Annotated in this window: 16 protein-coding genes; 10 read left to right on the top strand and 6 right to left on the bottom strand. The window is 68.2% G+C overall.

Translation table 11 applies throughout. The features are described 5' to 3' along the window. Positions 1–146 precede the first annotated feature (146 nt). Positions 147–1,142 (bottom strand): LacI family DNA-binding transcriptional regulator, encoded by a 996-nt coding sequence (locus OX958_RS24210; protein WP_270131629.1) that lies wholly within the window; start codon positions 1,140–1,142, stop codon positions 147–149. Positions 1,143–1,350: 208 nt separating this feature from the next. On the opposite strand from OX958_RS24210, the gene OX958_RS24205 reads away from it, so the two are divergent. The 4 genes from OX958_RS24205 (at position 1,351) to manD (ending at position 6,374) form a co-directional block, all read left to right on the top strand. After that, positions 1,351–3,111: a discoidin domain-containing protein gene (locus OX958_RS24205; RefSeq protein ID WP_270131627.1), complete on the top strand. Its 1,761-nt coding sequence runs from the start codon at positions 1,351–1,353 to the stop codon at positions 3,109–3,111. After that, entirely contained in the window at positions 3,108–4,373 is a 1,266-nt protein-coding gene (locus tag OX958_RS24200) for a DUF1996 domain-containing protein (RefSeq protein ID WP_270131625.1), read from the top strand. Before OX958_RS24205 ends, OX958_RS24200 begins: the two co-directional genes overlap by 4 nt. A gap of 158 nt (positions 4,374–4,531) precedes the next feature. Further along, entirely contained in the window at positions 4,532–5,143 is a 612-nt protein-coding gene (locus tag OX958_RS24195) for a DUF305 domain-containing protein (RefSeq protein WP_270131623.1), read from the top strand. A gap of 25 nt (positions 5,144–5,168) precedes the next feature. After that, positions 5,169–6,374 (top strand): D-mannonate dehydratase ManD, encoded by a 1,206-nt coding sequence (gene manD, locus OX958_RS24190; protein WP_270131621.1) that lies wholly within the window; start codon positions 5,169–5,171, stop codon positions 6,372–6,374. Between the two features lie 32 nt (positions 6,375–6,406). On the opposite strand, the gene OX958_RS24185 is transcribed toward manD, so the two are convergent. Next, positions 6,407–6,718, bottom strand: coding sequence for a DUF6703 family protein (locus OX958_RS24185; protein ID WP_270131620.1), 312 nt, complete (start codon positions 6,716–6,718; stop codon positions 6,407–6,409). A gap of 73 nt (positions 6,719–6,791) precedes the next feature. Between OX958_RS24185 and OX958_RS24180 the strand changes: the two genes are divergently transcribed. From OX958_RS24180 to dusB, 4 genes are read left to right on the top strand one after another with little or no spacing between them, the layout of a single operon-like run. Continuing rightward, positions 6,792–7,088 carry an antibiotic biosynthesis monooxygenase family protein gene (locus tag OX958_RS24180; RefSeq protein ID WP_270131618.1) on the top strand — a complete coding sequence of 99 codons (297 nt, stop codon included), beginning with the start codon at positions 6,792–6,794 and terminating at the stop codon, positions 7,086–7,088. A gap of 46 nt (positions 7,089–7,134) precedes the next feature. Beyond that, entirely contained in the window at positions 7,135–8,520 is a 1,386-nt protein-coding gene (locus OX958_RS24175) for a glycine--tRNA ligase (RefSeq protein WP_270131616.1), read from the top strand. Positions 8,521–8,522: 2 nt separating this feature from the next. Beyond that, entirely contained in the window at positions 8,523–9,248 is a 726-nt protein-coding gene (locus OX958_RS24170) for a hypothetical protein (RefSeq protein WP_270131614.1), read from the top strand. 2 nt (positions 9,249–9,250) lie between these two features. Then, complete coding sequence (gene dusB, locus OX958_RS24165) at positions 9,251–10,372, top strand: tRNA dihydrouridine synthase DusB (protein WP_270131612.1); 1,122 nt, start codon at positions 9,251–9,253, stop codon at positions 10,370–10,372. A gap of 333 nt (positions 10,373–10,705) precedes the next feature. On the opposite strand, the gene OX958_RS24160 is transcribed toward dusB, so the two are convergent. Together OX958_RS24160 and OX958_RS24155 are read right to left on the bottom strand one after the other, a co-directional pair. Continuing rightward, on the bottom strand, positions 10,706–11,512 hold the full coding sequence (locus OX958_RS24160; protein ID WP_270131610.1) for a nucleotidyl transferase AbiEii/AbiGii toxin family protein: 807 nt from the start codon (positions 11,510–11,512) through the stop codon (positions 10,706–10,708). 90 nt (positions 11,513–11,602) lie between these two features. Then, entirely contained in the window at positions 11,603–12,202 is a 600-nt protein-coding gene (locus OX958_RS24155) for a type IV toxin-antitoxin system AbiEi family antitoxin domain-containing protein (RefSeq protein WP_270131608.1), read from the bottom strand. A 194-nt stretch (positions 12,203–12,396) separates the two neighbouring features. On the opposite strand from OX958_RS24155, the gene OX958_RS24150 reads away from it, so the two are divergent. Further along, positions 12,397–13,380, top strand: a complete 984-nt coding sequence (locus tag OX958_RS24150) for a helix-turn-helix transcriptional regulator (RefSeq protein ID WP_270131606.1) — start codon at positions 12,397–12,399, stop codon at positions 13,378–13,380. A gap of 82 nt (positions 13,381–13,462) precedes the next feature. On the opposite strand, the gene OX958_RS24145 is transcribed toward OX958_RS24150, so the two are convergent. Continuing rightward, positions 13,463–15,667, bottom strand: coding sequence for a M4 family metallopeptidase (locus OX958_RS24145; protein ID WP_270131605.1), 2,205 nt, complete (start codon positions 15,665–15,667; stop codon positions 13,463–13,465). 326 nt (positions 15,668–15,993) lie between these two features. Here OX958_RS24145 and ligD point away from each other — a divergent pair, with 326 nt between their 5' ends. Beyond that, the gene (gene ligD, locus OX958_RS24140) at positions 15,994–16,965 is read left to right on the top strand and encodes a non-homologous end-joining DNA ligase (RefSeq protein WP_270131604.1); all 972 of its coding nucleotides are present in this window, start codon (positions 15,994–15,996) and stop codon (positions 16,963–16,965) included. Here the strand turns inward: ligD and OX958_RS24135 are convergent. Then, entirely contained in the window at positions 16,962–17,483 is a 522-nt protein-coding gene (locus OX958_RS24135; protein ID WP_270131603.1) for a hypothetical protein, read from the bottom strand. The genes ligD and OX958_RS24135 overlap by 4 nt on opposite strands. Positions 17,484–17,497 lie beyond the last annotated feature (14 nt).

Genomic DNA, 17,497 nt, shown 5'->3' with positions numbered 1-17,497 from the left:
TTCCCGCCTACTGCGCGGCACTCGGCACGGCACCTCGACGCACTGGAGCAAAGACCACGATGGAAAAGCATCGAGGCCTTCACTCCAGCACGCCGAGCTACCGCACCGAGCACCTGCTCGCTACGGCGGGAATTAGGAGACACACCCTAGGCGGACTCGCGGATGACGATCTCGGTCGGCAGGATGACCGAGTCGGCGTGGCCGTCGGCGAGCAGGTCGAGCAGCAGGCGGACCGTCCGGGCCGCCTGCTCACCCATCGGGCTGCGGACCGTGGTCAGCGGGGGAGCGGTGTAGAGCGCGGCCTCGATGTCGTCGAAGCCGACCACCGCCACATCGTCGGGCACCCGGCGGCCGGCTTCGCGCAGGGTGCGGAGCGCGCCGATCGCCATCAGGTCGTTGGCGGCGAAGACGGCGTCGAGCTGCGGATCGTCACGCAGCAGCTGGCGCATCGCCTCCGCGCCGGAGATCCGGGTGAAGTCGCCCAGGGCAACGATCGAGCGACGGTCGGTCTCCTGGAGGCACTGCCGGTAGCCGTTCAGCCGCTCCTGCGCCGCCCGCATGTCGAGTGGACCGGAGATGGTGGCGATCCGCTGCCGGCCCTGGCCGAGCAGGTGCTGCACGGCCTTGGTGGCGCCGCCGAGATTGTCGTTGTCGACGCACGGCATCAGGCCGGGCGTCGCGAGCCGGCCGTGGGAGACGATCGGTAGGCCGGTCCGCGCCAGCACGGCGGGCAACGGGTCGGAGCCGTCCATCGACACCAGCATCGCGCCGTCGACGTGACCGCCGGCGAGGTACTTCTCGACCCGCAGCCGGCTCTCGTCGGAGCCGGCCAGCACGAGCGAGACCTGTTTGCCGGCTGCCTCCAGCGCCCGTGAGGCCGCCCGGACGACCATCGCGAACATCGGGTCGTCGGAGACCAGCCCGGCCGGTGGGTCGGAGACGATGATGGCGACCGTGTTGGTCTTCTGGGTGACCAGGTTGCGGGCCGCGCCGTTCGGCACGTAGCCGAGCTCGGTCACCGCAGCCATCACGATCTGGCGGATCTCCGGCGCGACCGTGGGCTCGCCGTTGATCACCCGGGAGACGCTCGACTTCGAGACCCCGGCCCGGGCCGCGACGGCGTGCAGCGTCGGTCGTCGCACGTGCTTCCCCCTCAGACTCGGCCGGCCAGGGGAGCGTTCCCCACGACTGAGGATCCCGGCGGTTCCGGAACCTTGTCAAGGTCGGCCGATGTTTCGCGCAGGTTGCGGGCAAGTGACCACGAGGTCTTGACACCGTTCCCTGAGCACGGTTTTCTCAGGCTTAGGGAACGTTCCCCCGGTTCTTTCTCGTCCCGCCCCAGGAGTCGCCATGTCCGCCCTTTCCCCGCCCTCCTTTCGACTCGGCAGAACCCGTCCGGCCCAGCGCGCGAAGCTCGTCACCGGTCTCGCGGTGGCCGCGAGCCTGGTCCTGGCCCTGCTGGTCAGCCAGCCAGCCGACGCAGCCGACACCCTGCTCTCCCAAGGCAAGACCGCCACCGCCTCGTCCGCCGAGAACACCGTCTTCACGGCGGCCTCGGCGGTCGACGGCGACGCGGGCACCCGCTGGTCGAGCGCGCACGCCGACCCGCAGTGGATCCAGGTCGACCTCGGTCAGACCGCCACCGTCAACCAGGTCCAGCTCAACTGGGAGACGGCCGCCGCGAAGGCCTTCCAGATCCAGGTCTCCGCCGACGGCACCAACTGGAACTCGATCTACACGACCACCACCAGCACCGGTGGCAACCAGACCCTGACCGTCTCCGGCTCCGGCCGCTACGTCCGGATGCTCGGCACCCAGCGCACGACCCAGTGGGGCTACTCGCTGTGGGAGTTCAAGGTCTTCGGTACGCCGGGAGCAGGCCCCGGCCCCGGCAGCAAACTGCTCTCCTACGGCAAGACCGGCGCGGCCTCGTCGCAGCAGCACGACAACAACTGCTGGGAGTGCACGCCGGCCCGCGCGTTCGACCTCGACCCGGCCAGTCGCTGGGCGACCACGACCGACAGCGGCTGGGTCGACCCGGGCTGGATCTCCGTCGACCTCGGCGCGACCGCCCAGATCGACAAGGTGATCCTGCAGTGGGATCCCGCCTCGGCGAAGTCGTACCAGATCCAGGTTTCCGGCGACAACGTCAACTGGACCCCGATCTACACCAGCACCGCCGGTCCGGGGTTCAAGGAGACGCTGAACGTCACCGGCTCCGGCCGCTACGTCCGGATGTACGGGACCCAGCGCAACACGCCGTACGGGTACTCGCTGTGGGAGTTCCAGGTCTACGGCACCGGTGGCGCGCCGATCACGCCGCCTGCCCCGCCGGCCGACCCGGCGAACCCGCCGCAGCTGATCTGGTCCGACGAGTTCAACGGCGCGGCGGGCAGCAAGCCCGACGCGGCCAAGTGGACGATCGACCCCGGCACCGGTCCGAACAACGAACTCGAGTACTACACCAACAACGACAACGCCTCGATGGACGGCAACGGCAACCTGGTGATGGAGGCCCGCAAGCAGGCCACCCCCGGCTCGGCCTGTCCGACCGACCCGCTGACCGGCAGCGGCACCTGCCAGTACACGTCGCACCGGATGAACACCGGCGGCAAGTTCACCACCACCTACGGCAAGATCGAGGCCCGGGTGAAGATCCCGAAGGGCAACGGACTGTGGCCGGCCTTCTGGATGATGGGCGCGGACTTCCTGACCGGCCGCCCGTGGCCCTACAACGGTGAGATCGACATCCTCGAGGTGCTCGGCAAGGACGTGAAGACGGCGTACTCGACGGTGCACGCGCCGGCCTACAACGGCGGTGGCGGGATCGGCGGTTCGTACACGTTGCCGAACGGCGCCGACTACTCCGACGACTTCCACACCTGGGCGGCCGCCTGGGACAGCAAGGGCATCGTCTACACCCTCGACGGCCGGACGGTCTTCACCCTGGACAAGGCTCAGGTGGAGGCGACCCGCGGTCCGTGGATCTTCGACCACCCGTTCTACATCATCCTCAACCTCGCGGTCGGCGGTGACTGGCCCGGCCCGCCCGACGCCAGTACGCCGTTCCCGGCCAAGATGCTCGTCGACTACGTGCGGGTGTACCGATGATCGCGCGCAAGCGGTTCAGGATCGGCACCCTGACCGTCGCTCTGCTCGCCCTGCTCGGTGCTTACCTGGTGGTCGCCAGCCGGCCCGCGCAGGCTGCGGAAACCCTGCTGTCACAGGGAAAGCCGGTGCTCGCCTCTTCGGTGGAGAGCGCCGCCTTCCCGGCCGCGGCAGCGGTGGACGGCAACAACGGCACTCGCTGGGCCAGCGGGTTCGCCGACAACCAGTGGCTCCAGGTCGACCTGGGATCCGCGCAGGCCGTCAACCGCGTCGTACTGCGTTGGGAAGCGGCGTACGCACGGGGTTTCCAGATCCAGACCTCCGGCAACGGCAGTAGCTGGACCACGATCCAGACCACCACGAACGGCACCGGCGGCGAGCAGAGTCTCGTTGTCAACGGCAACGGCCGGTACGTCCGGGTGCTGGTCACCCAGCGTGCGACCCAGTGGGGCGCCTCGCTGTTCGAGTTCCAGGTGTACGGCGGTACGCCGGGTGGCGGTGGCCCGATCGTGCGGGTGGCCGAGTTCCTGGCGGACTGCCCGTTCACGCACCGGCTGCCGGACGACCCGATCGTGTTCCCGAACCTGCCGGGCGCCTCGCACCTGCACAGCTTCTTCGGTGCGACCGTGACGAACGCGCACACCACGGTGGACGATCTGGTCAACTCGCCGACCTCGTGCAACCCGGCCGAGGACAAGTCGTCGTACTGGGTGCCCACCCTGCTGGTGAACAACCAGCCGGTCGAACCGACCGGGACGACCTTCTACTACCTGGGTGAGGGCGTGCGCGACGACGTCATCGCCCGGACCCAGCCGCTGCCGTTCGGGCTGCGGATCGTGGCCGGCAACGCGAAGGCCACCGGGCCGGGCGACAACACGATCTCGCGGTGGTCCTGCCTGCACGCCGGTGACGCCGGCTCCGGGCACGACTTCGTCACCTGCCCGGCCGGCACGATGCTGGAGTCCTACCTGGACTTCCCGCAGTGCTGGAACGGGCGCGATCTGGACTCGCCGGACCACAAGAGCCACATGTCCTACCCGGTCAACGGCGGCTGCCCGGCCACCCACCCGGTGCCGGTGCCGAAGCTGCGGCAGGTCCTGCGGTACCCGGTGAACGGCTCGACGGCCGGCTTCCGGCTCTCCTCGGGCGGTGGCTTCACCATGCACGGCGACTTCTTCAACGCCTGGCCGGTGGCCGAGATGGAGCGCCGCGTCAACGACTGCATCCGCCCGATCATCAAGTGCGGGGCGAACGGTCACCCGTAACCCGCGGTACTCCGCCAGGTAGTTCCCTCCGATCGGCCGGGCGGGTCCACGTCCCAGGACCCGCCCGGCTGCCCTTCCTTTACGACAGATCTCTGCTTAACTGGTGTGACCGCTTTCGAGGAGCTCTCCACCGCCCCCGTTTTTCGAGGAGTTCGTTCATGAAGGCCCTGACTCGTGGTGCGCCGTCCCGCCTGCTGCCCTGCGTCCTGCTGCTGGCCGCCCTGACCGGATGCGGCTCGTCCGCCGCCGGCTCGGCGCCACCGCCGGCCGCTCCGACCTCGGCCCCGGTGCCGACCCCGGCGACCAGTACGTCCTGGGACATCGACCCGTCGTTCAACGCGACCGACCTGGCCTGGATCGAGCTCGCGATCCCGATGGACGAGCAACTCCTGCAGGTCCTGCGGATCGCCGAGAAGCAGGCCACCAGTCCCGCGACGAAGAAGTTCGCGTCGGAGCTGGCCGCCGGGCACCGGACCGAGCTGGCCCAGTTCGTCGAGCTGCGCACTCGCTCCCGGCTGCCGGTCCGCAACCCGCACAAGGGTCACGACATGCCCGGCATGATGACCGAGCCGGAGGTCGCCACCCTGGCGAAGACCACCGGGCCCGCCTTCGATCCGCTCTTCGAGAAGAACCTCAAGGAGCACCTCGACCAGTCGATCGTGCTGGCCAAGAGCATCACCACCGAAGGCAGCGACCCCGCGGCGAAGAAGCTGGCGGCCTCGATCATCACCACCCGCGCGGGCCAGCTGAAGCAGCTCTCGGGGCTCTGAGCAACCGGTCTTCTAGAGTGCCGCCATGAAGATCGTGGACGCGTCCGTCGTCGTCACCAGCCCGGGCCGCAACTTCGTCACGCTGAAACTCACCACCGACGACGGCGTGACCGGTCTCGGTGACGCCACCCTGAACGGGCGCGAGCTTGCAGTGGTGTCTTACCTGCGTGACCACGTCGCACCGCTGCTGATCGGCCTCGACCCGCACCGGATCGAGGACACCTGGCAGTCGCTCTACCGGGGCGCTTACTGGCGCCGCGGCCCGGTGACGATGGCGGCGATCGCCGCTGTGGACGTGGCGTTGTGGGACATCAAGGCCAAGGTGGCCGGCCTGCCGCTGTACCAGCTGCTCGGTGGGGCCAGCCGCGATCGGGTGCGCACCTACGGTCACGCCAGCGGGCGCGACGTACCGGAGCTGTTCGACTCGGTCCGGGCGCGGCTGGAGCAGGGGTACCAGTCGATCCGGATCCAGACCGGCATCCCCGGCCTGCAGCGGGTGTACGGAGTCGGCGGCGGGCCGGAGACCACGCCGGACGGCCGAGTGCGGCCGCTGGTCGAGGACTGGGACACCGGCGCCTATCTGCGCCACATGCCGACCGTCTTCGAGGCGGTTCGCAACGAGTTCGGTCCGGAGCTGCCGCTGCTGCACGACGCCCACCACCGGCTCACGCCGCAGCAGGCCGCGCGGCTGGGCAAAGACCTGGAGCCGTACGACCTGTTCTGGCTCGAGGACTGCACACCCGCCGAGAACCAGGAGGGCCTGCGCCTGGTCCGCAGCCACACCACCACGCCGCTGGCGATCGGTGAGGTCTTCAACACCGTCCACGACTTCCGGACGCTGGTCAACGAGCAGCTGATCGACTACGTCCGGGCGGCCGTCACGCACTTCGGTGGGGTCTCGCCGATCAGGAAGCTGTTCGACTTCGCCGCCCAGCAGCAGATCAAGAGCGCCATCCACGGACCCGAGGACATCTCGCCGGTCGGGATGGCCGCCGCGATCCACCTCGACCTGGCGATCCACAACTTCGGCATCCAGGAGTACGCCGGCTACACCGCCGCCACGGACGAGGTGTTCCGGCACGCGTTCACGTTCACCGACGGCCACCTGCATCCCGGCGAGGCGGTGGGGCTGGGCGTGGAGCTGGACGAGGAACTGGCCGCCGCGCACCCGTACGCCGCGGCCTACCTGCCGGTCAACCGCCTCGCGGACGGGACCGTCCACGACTGGTGACCGGACGGCCGGGTCAGGTGTGGCCGGTCAGGTCAGGGGTTGGCGATCCGGGAGACCGCGAACAGCAGGATCACCAGCACCGTGAAGATCCGCAGGAAGCGGGCCCCGTTGCCGACCACCGGCCAGGACAGGAACCCGAGCCAGCCGAGCAGGAGGGCCAGCAGCACCAGCGCCGGTACGCCGAAGCTGATCGGGGCGAAGACACCGACCAGCACGAGCACGAGCGTGATCCCCGGCAGCGTCAGCTTCGGCATCCCGTGCAACCTGGCGACGATCGGGTAGCTGGCCTTGGTGATCCGCGCCCGGAGCGGACTGACCGGCTGACTGCTGGGTGTGCTGCTCATTCCCCCATCATTCCAGGCCACCGGAGCAGGGCCAGCGGCCGGTGACCCCGGGCGACGCCGTACGCTGTCGCGAGTGTTCGTGGTGATCAGGTTCCGGGTCGAAGAGGCCGCTCAGCCGGAGTTCATCGGCCGGCTGGAGACCGCCGTCGAGGTGCTGTCGCGGCAGAAGGGTTTCGTCGCGGCCAGGACCGGGCGCAACGCCGACGACCCCGAGTTGCTGGCGCTGAGCATGGAGTGGCTGAACATCGGCAGCTACCGGCGCGCGCTGTCGCCGTACGAGGTCAAGCTGGCGGCCGTGCCGCTGCTGTCGCAGGCGATCGACGAACCGTCCGCCTACGACGATCTGAGTGAATTCTCACCGCACCGCTGACCGGATAACCTGGTCCCTTCCCGTACCACCACTCTGGAGTCGAAACGTGCCCGTGGATACCGTCGATGCCGTCGTCAGCCTCAGTAAGCGGAGAGGCTTCGTCTACCCGTGCGGCGAGATCTACGGTGGTACCAAGTCGGCCTGGGACTACGGACCGCTCGGCGTCGAGCTGAAGAACAACGTGCGCACCCAGTGGTGGCGCTCGATGGTGACCAGTCGCGACGACATCGTCGGGCTGGACTCCTCGGTCATCCTGCCGACCCGGGTCTGGGAGGCCTCCGGTCACCTGCAGGAGTTCGTCGACCCGCTGACCGAGTGCCAGTCCTGCCACAAGCGCTACCGCGACGACCACCTGCGGGAGGATTTCGCCCGGCGGAAGAACAAGGACGCCGACGAGGTCAAGCTGGACGAGCTGTCCTGCCCGAACTGCGGGAACAAGGGCACCTTCACCGAGTCGCGGATGTTCAACGGCCTGCTGAAGACCTACCTCGGCCCGGTCGAGTCCGAGGAAGGCCTGCACTACCTGCGGCCGGAGACCGCCCAGGGCATCTTCGTCAACTTCGCCAACGTGATGGGCACGGCGCGGAAGAAGCCGCCGTTCGGGATCGCCCAGGTCGGCAAGAGCTTCCGCAACGAGATCACCCCCGGCAACTTCATCTTCCGGACCCGTGAGTTCGAGCAGATGGAGATGGAGTTCTTCGTCCCGCCGGGCGCGGACGAGGAGTGGCACGAGTACTGGCTGAAGACCCGCTGGGACTGGTACCTCGGGCTCGGGCTGAACCCGGACAACATGCGGTTCTACGAGCACCCGAAGGAGAAGCTCAGCCACTACTCCAAGCGGACCGTCGACATCGAATACAAGTTCCACTTCGGCGGCAAGGAGTTCGACGAGCTGGAGGGGATCGCGAACCGGACCGACTTCGACCTGTCCACGCACTCCAAGCACTCCGGCGTCGACCTGTCCTACTTCGACCAGGAGAAGGGCGAGCGCTGGACGCCGTACGTGATCGAGCCGGCCGCCGGCCTGACCCGCAACGTGCTGGCCTTCCTGCTGGACGCCTACACCGAGGACGAGGCACCGAACGCCAAGGGCGGCGTCGACAAGCGGACCGTACTGCGCTTCGACCCGCGGCTGGCGCCGGTCAAGGCGGCCGTGCTGCCGCTGTCCCGCAACGCGGACCTGTCCCCGAAGGCCAAGGCCCTGGCCGGCGAGCTGCGGCAGAACTGGAACGTGGACTTCGACGACGCCGGGGCGATCGGCCGGCGCTACCGCCGCCAGGACGAGATCGGTACGCCGTACTGCATCACGGTCGACTTCGACACCCTCGACGACCAGGCGGTGACGATCCGCGAGCGGGACTCGATGAAGCAGGAGCGGGTCGCGCTGACCGAGGTGACCGGCTACCTCGCGCAGCGTCTGGTGGGTTGCTGACGATGCCCGGACCGACGCTGCGTGGATTGCTGACGCCCAGCCGGACGAAGTTCGGCGTGGCCGTCTTCGGGCTGAGCGCCCTGCTGGTGTTCCTGGTCGCGGGTTGCTCGGACTCCGCGCCGGACGCGAGCAACCCGCCCGCGTCCAGTCCGACCACCGGCTCGACCGGCTCGACGCCTTCCGCGCCCGGCTCCACCGCGCCGATCCCGACCGCTTCGACGCCGTCGCTCACCCCGCTGCCGACCCCGTCGAAGCCGTGGCCGACCCCGTCGGTCAAGGGCGAGCCGGCCTCGGATGCGCCGCTGGCCCAGCGGATCCGGTTCGCGATCTCGAAGCAGACGCAGGTCACCGCGGGCCGCGCTGCCACCACAACGGTGAACTGTCCGGGCATCGACAAGGCGGAGACAGCGGGCAAGCACACGCTGGACTGCACGGTCACCTACGCGGGCAAGTCGTACCAGGGGACCTTGACGGTCGACGCGAAGCAGTACAGCGCGTCGTACAAGTTCACCTCCGACGAGGTGGCGATCGTTCGGCCGAAGGTGGTCGACGCGGTCCTGCGGACGGTGCCCGATGCCGCGAAGGTCACCTGCACGATGGACGACGTCGCGATCGTCAAGCCCGCCGGCGAGGCGCTGTCCTGCGACGTGACGACCACGGCGAACGCGGTGCAGCCCTACCGGGCGCGGATCTCCGGCAACGGTCAAGTCCTGGTGGCGAAGGCCTGACCATGCTGAAGCTCGGGAACCTGACGATCGACACCCCGGTGGTGCTCGCGCCGATGGCGGGGATCACCAACGCGGCGTACCGGCGGCTGTGTGCCGAGCAGGGCGCCGGGCTCTACGTCTGCGAGATGATCACCTCGCGCGGGATCGTCGAGGGCGATCAGAAGAGTCTCGACATGCTGACCTTCGATGAGCGCGAGACCGTGCGGTCGGTGCAGTTGTACGGCGTCGATCCGGTCTATGTCGGGCGCGCGGTCGAGCTGCTGTGCTCGGAGTACGGGGTGGCGCACGTCGACCTGAACTTCGGCTGCCCGGTGCCGAAGGTGACCCGCAAGGGTGGCGGCGCAGCCCTTCCCTGGAAGCGGAATCTGCTCGGCGCGATCCTGCAGGCGGCGGTGAAGGCGGCTACGCCGTACGGGATTCCGGTGACGATGAAGACCCGGATCGGGATCGACAGCGGGCATCAGACCTATCTCGACGCGGGCCGGATCGCCGAGGAGTCGGGCGCGGCGGCGATTGGGCTGCACGGGCGTACTGCGGCGCAGGCTTATTCGGGTCAGGCGGACTGGACGAAGATCGCCGAGCTGGTCGAGCACGTCAACATCCCGGTGCTGGGCAATGGCGATATCTGGGAGGCGTCTGACGCGCTCCGAATGGTTGCTGAGACCGGCTGTGCCGGGGTGATTGTCGGTCGTGGCTGCCTGGGCCGGCCTTGGCTGTTCCGGGATCTCGCGGTTGCTTTCGCCGGCGGCGAGGCTCTGAACCTGCCGACCCTGGGCGAGGTGGCGACCGTGATGCGCCGCCACGGCGAACTGCTGGCCGGCCTGATGGGCGAAGACCGCGGCCTCCGCGACTTCCGCAAACACGTCCCGTGGTACCTGAAAGGCTTCCCCGCCGGCGGCGAACTCCGCGCCTCGCTCGGCATGGTCGACTCCCTCGCCCGCCTGGACGAACTGCTCTCCCAGCTCGACCCGTCGGCGCCGTTCCCGGTCCAGGAACTCGGCTCCCCGCGAGGCCGCCAAGGCAGTCCCCGCGACCACGTCATCCTCCCGCACGGTTGGCTCGACGACACGGACGGACTGGGGACTGACATGGCCGACGCGGAAATCGGTATCTCCGGCGGCTGAGGTGTTCGCCCCACCCGAACTCGCGAGTCAGCTTGAGCGTTGTGCCCACCCGAACCCGCGCGGGGGTGCGGTTCGGCGGGAAGCTGACGCGGGCCTGGGTGGTGTGGCTGAGGCGATGCGGCGGATGGGTGCTCGACGGTTGGCCGCACCCCAACTCGCGAGTCGTGCGCGCATCGTCCACAGGTGCCGACGGACGTAGCGTCCCTGTACGCCACGGAGGTCATTCAGCCTTGTCCAGAAGACTTGGCCAGCAGCATCTGGCCGATGGGTCAGTTACCTTGTCCGTCTCGAACTCGAGTGTGCATGGAATCGAGCGCCTCCGAGTACTGCTCGTCAGGTCCATCGAGCATTTTCAGGATCCCACTCTTTGCCCCCGGCCTCGCCGCTGACGAGCGGATCCGCGAAGGCTGTGATCACCGCGACCGCGGCTGCGAAGTTGGTTGGGTAGCCGCTGGCGGCTGGGCCCTGACGTCGAAGCCATGCGGTGTAGGAGGACTGTCGCTGGTGTGGAAGATCGGTGATGCTCGAGCTGAGTGGTCGCAAGGTGATGCGGCGGTGTGTTGCTGTGGCTTCGAGCGCCGTGAACACTTCGTCGGCGCGGAGGGTGTTGGCGCGTAGCAGGCGGTAGAGGTCGCCGTAGTCGCGGTCGCGAGTGTTGAGGTCGCCTAGTTCGATGGCGGTGGACAGCTTCTCGGCGATGACGGTCGCAAGTGGATAGCCGAGGATGCTGAAGGTCCCATCCGCGAGTAGCTGCTGGTATGCGATGAGCTGGGGCTCAGGCGTGATGGGATCACCCATGCTGACGTCGAGTTGAAGCTTGAGTTGTGCACGGGCGATCGAGGCGGGCATGACGAGCCGTAGTCCGTGGTAGCGGCCGTCGTCTCGAATCGGCGCGGTTCTCAGGCTTGCGCCGTCGAACGTGACGCCGTCGTCGAATTCGGTCGCGGCGATCGCCCTGACGCGGCGGATGATCTCGGTGTCCTCGCCGCTGAAAGCCTGCCCGAGAATGTCGATGTCTCGCGTCGTTCGGCGAGCGCCGAACTGCGCCAGGAGTAGCCCGCCCTTGAGGACGAAGTGTTCGCGGCCTGCTGGAGATGTTGCGAGTCGATAGAGGAATCGTTCGAGGACGTATTCGACCATGACTTCGTCAGTGGCGCGTTTGCCGGCGTGCTGAGTTCCGCAAGTCGTTGTAGATGCGACCGGCAGTGGTGTCGCGGGTTGGATTGATCATCAGGCGAGCACCGCTTCGACAGCCGGCCGGATGACGGACAGAGCGTGCAGTTCGCGCGCGATCTGTTGAAGGTTCCCGACCCCGTCGGGCCGACTTCTTCGCAGATAACGGCCGAGCGCTGACAAGGCGAGTGTCTGGCCGATGCGATTGCGATGGCGCATGGCATCGACCACGCTGCGGGCTGCGTCATAGACCGGCACGAGCTCTCCTGGCGCCGCCTCGTACTGCTCGATGTTGAGGTCGAAGGTTCTGGCCGCGTACTGCTCGACGACGACGGGTGGGTAGGAGATCGCTGGACGGCGGCTGCCACGTGGTACGGCGACGTGTACGGCGGCTGGTATGTCGTCGATCAGATCGTGAAGCGCTAATGCGGACTCGCCGCAGACGACCGCGTGGGATGCTCGCTTGTGCACGGCCAGCAAATCAAGGTGCGCAGTCTCAGGGGCGTCGGACCGCCGGTAGACACCGCGCGACAGTTCGATCACGACCCCTTCGCCGACCAAAGCCGCCAGATCCCGTGACGGCAAGCCGTCCTGGCGCGCCCGAGCCGTGGTGAACGTAGGCGGCAGGTTCGCCAGTCGTTGGTGCGAGCGAGTCATGTACCAAATCATACCCCGTGATGATGCTTAGGGGTGCGATTCAATACGGGACTTGGCCGCCTAAGAGGCGTAGATGCACGTCTGCTGGGCCTGCGGTTACCGTATGTGTGGGCTCGGTGACTGCCAGGCGAGCATTGGGCGATCACGGGTTCTGATGCTCGCGCGGAGGGCGTGGGAGATGGTAAGACGGCGGGATGGAATTGCCCTCAGCACCTGTTCTCTCGGCTGTCGCGGAGCCGCTTTACCGGGCGGCCGTGGTGGGTGGCAGGGCGAGTCTGGAGGTGTTGGCTGAGCGGGCTGGGGTTGACCGGGTCGTGGCTGCGGATGAGGTGCAGGTGCTCGTCGCGATCGGGTTGCTTGAGGTGGGTGACGGGGGGATCGAGGCGGTTGCGCCGCGGATTCCGTTGGAGCAGGTGGCGGCTGAGCATGCGCGGGCTGCTGATGCCACTCGGCAGATCGCGTCGGTATTCGCCGATATCTGGAGCGAGGCCGGGGATCGGTCGAGCTTTGTGGAGGTCATCACCGACGAGGCTCGGTGTGGGGCCGTCGAGATCAAGCTGATGGATGACACGGCCTCGACCGTCGACGGTTTGTGTATCGGGCCCGTCTCGCCGCGGAAGGTGCAGGCCGGGATGGATATCCCGCGGCCCGGTGTGGCGGTCGGGTTCTTTGCGGCGATGGAGCGCGGTGTGCGAGCGCGCGGGCTCTACGGCGTCTCGGTTCTCGAGGACTTCGAGGGGCTGGCCGCGGTTCATCAGTGCATCGCGGTCGGGGAGCAGGCGCGGGTCTTCGCGCAGGTGCCGCTCAATCTGATGCTGTACGACGGCAAGCGTGCGCTGCTGTCGGTTCCGGGGCAGAAAGGGGCGAGGCGGTCGCTCATCATCGTTCACGAGTCCGGTCTGCTCGACTCGCTGGCCGGTCTCTTCGAGGTCTTCTGGCAGATGGGTGTGCCGCTGTCGGCGGAGTCTCAGGTGGTCGACGCGTTGGATGGGCCGGGGTCGGGCGAACAGCAGTTGCTGTCCTACCTGGCAGCCGGTCTCACCGATGAGGCGATCGCCCGCGATCTGGGCGTGAGCGCTCGTACGGTCGGCCGGCGGATCGCTCGTCTCGAAGAGGTGCTCGGCGCTCACAGCCGGTTCCAGCTGGCCATTCAGGCGAGCCGCCGGGGCTGGATCTGAGTCGGCACAGCAGCACCTCCTCGAGCCCGAAGCGCTCGAGGAGGTGCCACTGCTCAGGCGCGCCGCGCCCGAACTCGTGCGATCACTCCGAAACGGAAGCCTTGAACGCGCCCGATCCGGAGTCGGCCTTCACCAGCAGGCGGTAGGTGCCCGCCGTGTTGGTGTAGCTGAACGACTCGTCCGGGTTCGGGCTGGTGCCTTGGGCAACCGTCACCCAGGACAGTCCGGACCGCTTCTGCAGGTAGACGTCGAAGTCGCTGCCGGTCGGCCCGTCGAGGCAGACCTTGAGCCGGCCCGCGTCGCTGTCGCTGAAGGCGGGGAACGTCTTGCTGGTGCCTGCGATGAGGCTGCCGTTGTAGGTCAGCGCGCCGGTGCAGGTCGTGCCACTGGCGCCGGACACGACCCACGAGAACGACACGCCGGCCGTCTTGCCCGCGGCGTCAGTGACCGTCGCCGTCACGGTGGAGGTGGCCGCGGCGGTCGGGGTACCGGAGATCAGACCCGTCGAGGCGTTGACCGTGAGGCCCGCGGGGAGACCCGTTGCCGACCACGAGTACGGCGTGGTGCCGCCGGCTGCTGCGAGCTGCAGCGTGTCAGCGGTCCCTGCCGTGCTCGTCTGGGCGCCGGGGTTGGTGACGGTCGGTGAGCTGGGGTTCGGGTTGCCCGTGCCACACGTCTCGGTCGTCGCCGCGACGGCGATGGCCGTGAACGCCTTCTCGACCGCGAGGCACTCTGCCGAGCCCTGGCCGTACAGGTCCTTGGCGGACTTGATCGCGCCGGTCCGGGCGTTGGAGTACTTGCTCGACGAGGTGAGGTACGTCGCCAGCGTGCGGTACCAGATCTTCTCGGCCTTCGCGCGGCCGATGCCGGTCACGGCCGCCGCGCCGGAACAGGTGGGGGAGTTGTAGCTGATCCCGTTGATCGTCTTGGCGCCCGAGCCCTCGGAGAGCATGAAGTACCAGTGGTTCAGCGGACCCGAGGAGTAGTGCGGGTCGAGGGAGCCGAGCGTCGAGGACCAGCAGTCCTTCGACACTCCGTCCTTGCTCGGCTTGTCCATGTAGCGCAGCGGCGTGCCGTTGCCGTGGATGTTGATCTCTTCGCCGATGAAGTAGTCCGGTACGTCGTTGGGATTGTTCACGTAGAACTCGACCGCGGCACCGAAGATGTCGGAGGTCGCCTCGTTGAGGCCGCCGGCTTCACCGCTGTACACGAGTCCCGCGGTGTTCTCGGTGACGCCGTGGCTCATCTCGTGTGCGGCGACGTCCAGTTCGGTGAGCGGGGCAGCGTTGTTCGCGCCGTCGCCGTACGACATCTGCGTGCCGTCCCAGAACGCGTTGACCATCGCGTTGGCGAAGTGAACCCGCGAGCGGGCGCCGCGTCCGTCGTTCCAGATGCCGTTGCGGCCGAGCTGGGTCTTGTAGTAGTCGAACGTCTTCTGCGCGCCGTAGAGCGCATCGACGGCGGCCGAGGCGCGGTCGGACTGCGCTCCGGTGCCCCACTTGTCGTCGGCGTCGGTGAAGATGTCACCGACCGGGCCTTCACCCGTGTTGGGGTTGCCCTGGTTGTGGACGTCGGTGGCGGTATGGCCCACCGCGTCCCTCATCTCGAAGCCGCCGCCCGACTTGGGGGTGGTGTTGATCGTGACGTTGCCGACGAAGATGCCGTCGCCGGTCCCGGTCTTGATCTCGTCGTCGGTCAGGAGCACGGCGCCCGTGCCGGCGTCGACGTACGTGTGCAGCCGGGTCGGAACCTGGTTGGCGCGAACACCGGTCGTCAGTACGTCGTACGCCAGCTTGGGACCCTGGTCGGTGACGAGGACGACCAGCTCGCTCCCGGCCGACGTCTCGCCCTTGGTCGCCTGTGCCGTGGCCAGACCCTTGGCCTGTGCTGCCGCCTTGGAGACCTTCGCGGTCCGCGACGCGGGGGTGATGTTCTTGTAGCCGCGGTTGTAGGTGACCTGCTCGACCGCGCCCTTCGCGTCCTTGTGGGCGACCAGGTCTCCACCGATCACCCGCAGCCCGTCGAGCGTGCGGTGGTAGCGCACGTGCGTGCCGCCGTCCTCGTCCTCGATGACCGCCTTGACGGTCAGCTTCTCGCCCGATGCCAGCCCCAGCGCGGAGGCGCTTGCCGGGGCCTGCGTCTGCTCGTCGGCAGCCAAGGAGCTCGACTCATGGGCGACGGCGCCAGGAGGTGTCTGGTCCGCGTTGGCGGCGAAGAAAGGCGTCATCACCAGCCCGGCGGCGAGGAGACCGCCGATGGCGGTCACCCTGGTTTTGGTTCGATTCACAACTGCTCCTTGGGGGCGGGTCGACGATCGGCCGACCTGGGGTGCGCCGGCCGCGTCCGGAGGTATCGGCGCGTTGGCGTTTGGGTGGTCCGAGTTTGATCAAACCCACCTACCAGCGGAAGGCGTTCTGGCTGGCGGAGATCGGCACCGCCGATTTAGGACACTCCTGCAGGCCGGAACGGCATCGTTGCCGAAAGCACCAAGACGGCGGTCGGTGACCGGGTCGGCGGTCCGCGGGGTGACCGTTGGATCGAGGTCGATGGTTCTCAGCGTCGAACGACGTCCGTCGGCAGGCGGTTGCCTCCGTCAGCGCTTAGGCTCCTGGTATGGCGAGCAAGCCGGACGAGGTGCGTGACGGAGTACCGCTGACCAATCTCGATCAGCCGTTGTTCGACGGTGCCGAGGCGACCAAGCGCGAGCTGGTCGACTATCTGGACGCGGTGCGTGAGGTGCTGCTGCCGGGGTTGGCCGAGCGGCCGTTGTCGGTGGTGCGGATCCGGCCGGGGCAGCCGTCGTTCATGCAGAAGAACGTGCCGAAGTACACGCCGGAGTGGGTGCGGACCGCGCCGGTGTGGGCGGAGGCGTCCAAGCGCGAGATCTCGTACGCCGTCTGCGACGACCGGCGGACGCTGCTGTGGTTCGCGAACCAGCGGGCGGTCGAGTACCACCCGACGTTGACGAGGCTCGACCGGCCGGATCGGGTGACTCACCTGGTGCTGGATCTGGATCCGCCCGAGGGCGACAACACGTTTTCACTGGCGGTGCAGGCGGCGTTGCTGGTCCGGCAGGCGTTGGTTGAGCTCGGACTGGATGGCGCGGTGAAGACGAGCGGCGCCAAGGGTGTGCACGTCTACGTGCCGATCGACGACAGCGCTTCGATCGATGACGCTGCCGCGGCGACTCGGGCCATCGCGGCGCGGTCTGCGCGGATCGATCCGGTGCTGGCGACCACGGCGTACATCAAGGAGGAGCGGCACGGCAAGGTCTTCGTCGACTCCACCCGGGCGGGCGGCGCGACCGTGGTCGCGGCGTACAGTCCGCGGATTCGGCCGGGCGCCACGGTGTCCTTCCCGGTCGGCTGGGACGACATCGAGCAGATCGCGCCGCGGGACTTCACGATCCGTACTGCGCCCGGGCTGCTGGCGACGCCTTGGGCTGAGCAACTTCCCGCGCCGCAGACGTTGCCGGCCGACCTGATCGCGGAAGGGCATGAGATCCCGATCGCGCGGGTGGTGGCAATGCATGAAGGTAAGCGCCGCAAGGCCGCAGCTCGGAAGGCGGCCGAGGAAGAGAGCTAATCGGCAGCGCGGAGTGCCTCGACGCGGCGTCGCAACTGACGGGGGATGGCGACGGCGAAACCGATGCCCACCACAACAGCGACAGCCGCTACTGCGCCCAGCCCCGACTCGCCCTTGAGCACCACGAGGACGACGCCAGGCAGCGTGCAGGCCAAGGCGATCGTGAGCCCGAGACGGGTCTGACCGGCCGAGGCGAGGTTCCGCTCCGCGATCCGCAACGCCGCTGCCCGGACCTCAGGGTCGGCCGGCGCCTGGCCGCGCTGGGCGACCCGGTACGCGAGCGTGGCAGACTCCCGCGACATGCCGGCGATGTCAGGCGCGAACCGCCGCTGAGCGCGCCAGACCGCGAGCCCGACAGCGGTCGAGAGCAGTACCCCTCCCGCCAGCGCGAGGATCACCGCCCCAGCCCAGAGCTCCAGACCCGAGATGACCGTGAGAATCCCGAACATCACCTCGAAGCCGGCCCCGGCGATGACGGCCGGAATCCAGGGCGACGCATGGAGCGGGTGGATGCGCATGCCGAAGGATGACA

The organism is Kribbella sp. CA-293567, from assembly GCF_027627575.1.
In the GTDB taxonomy this organism is placed as follows: domain Bacteria; phylum Actinomycetota; class Actinomycetes; order Propionibacteriales; family Kribbellaceae; genus Kribbella.
Note: the sequence above shows the minus strand (reverse complement) of the source record. Positions and strands in the feature narration are given on the sequence as shown.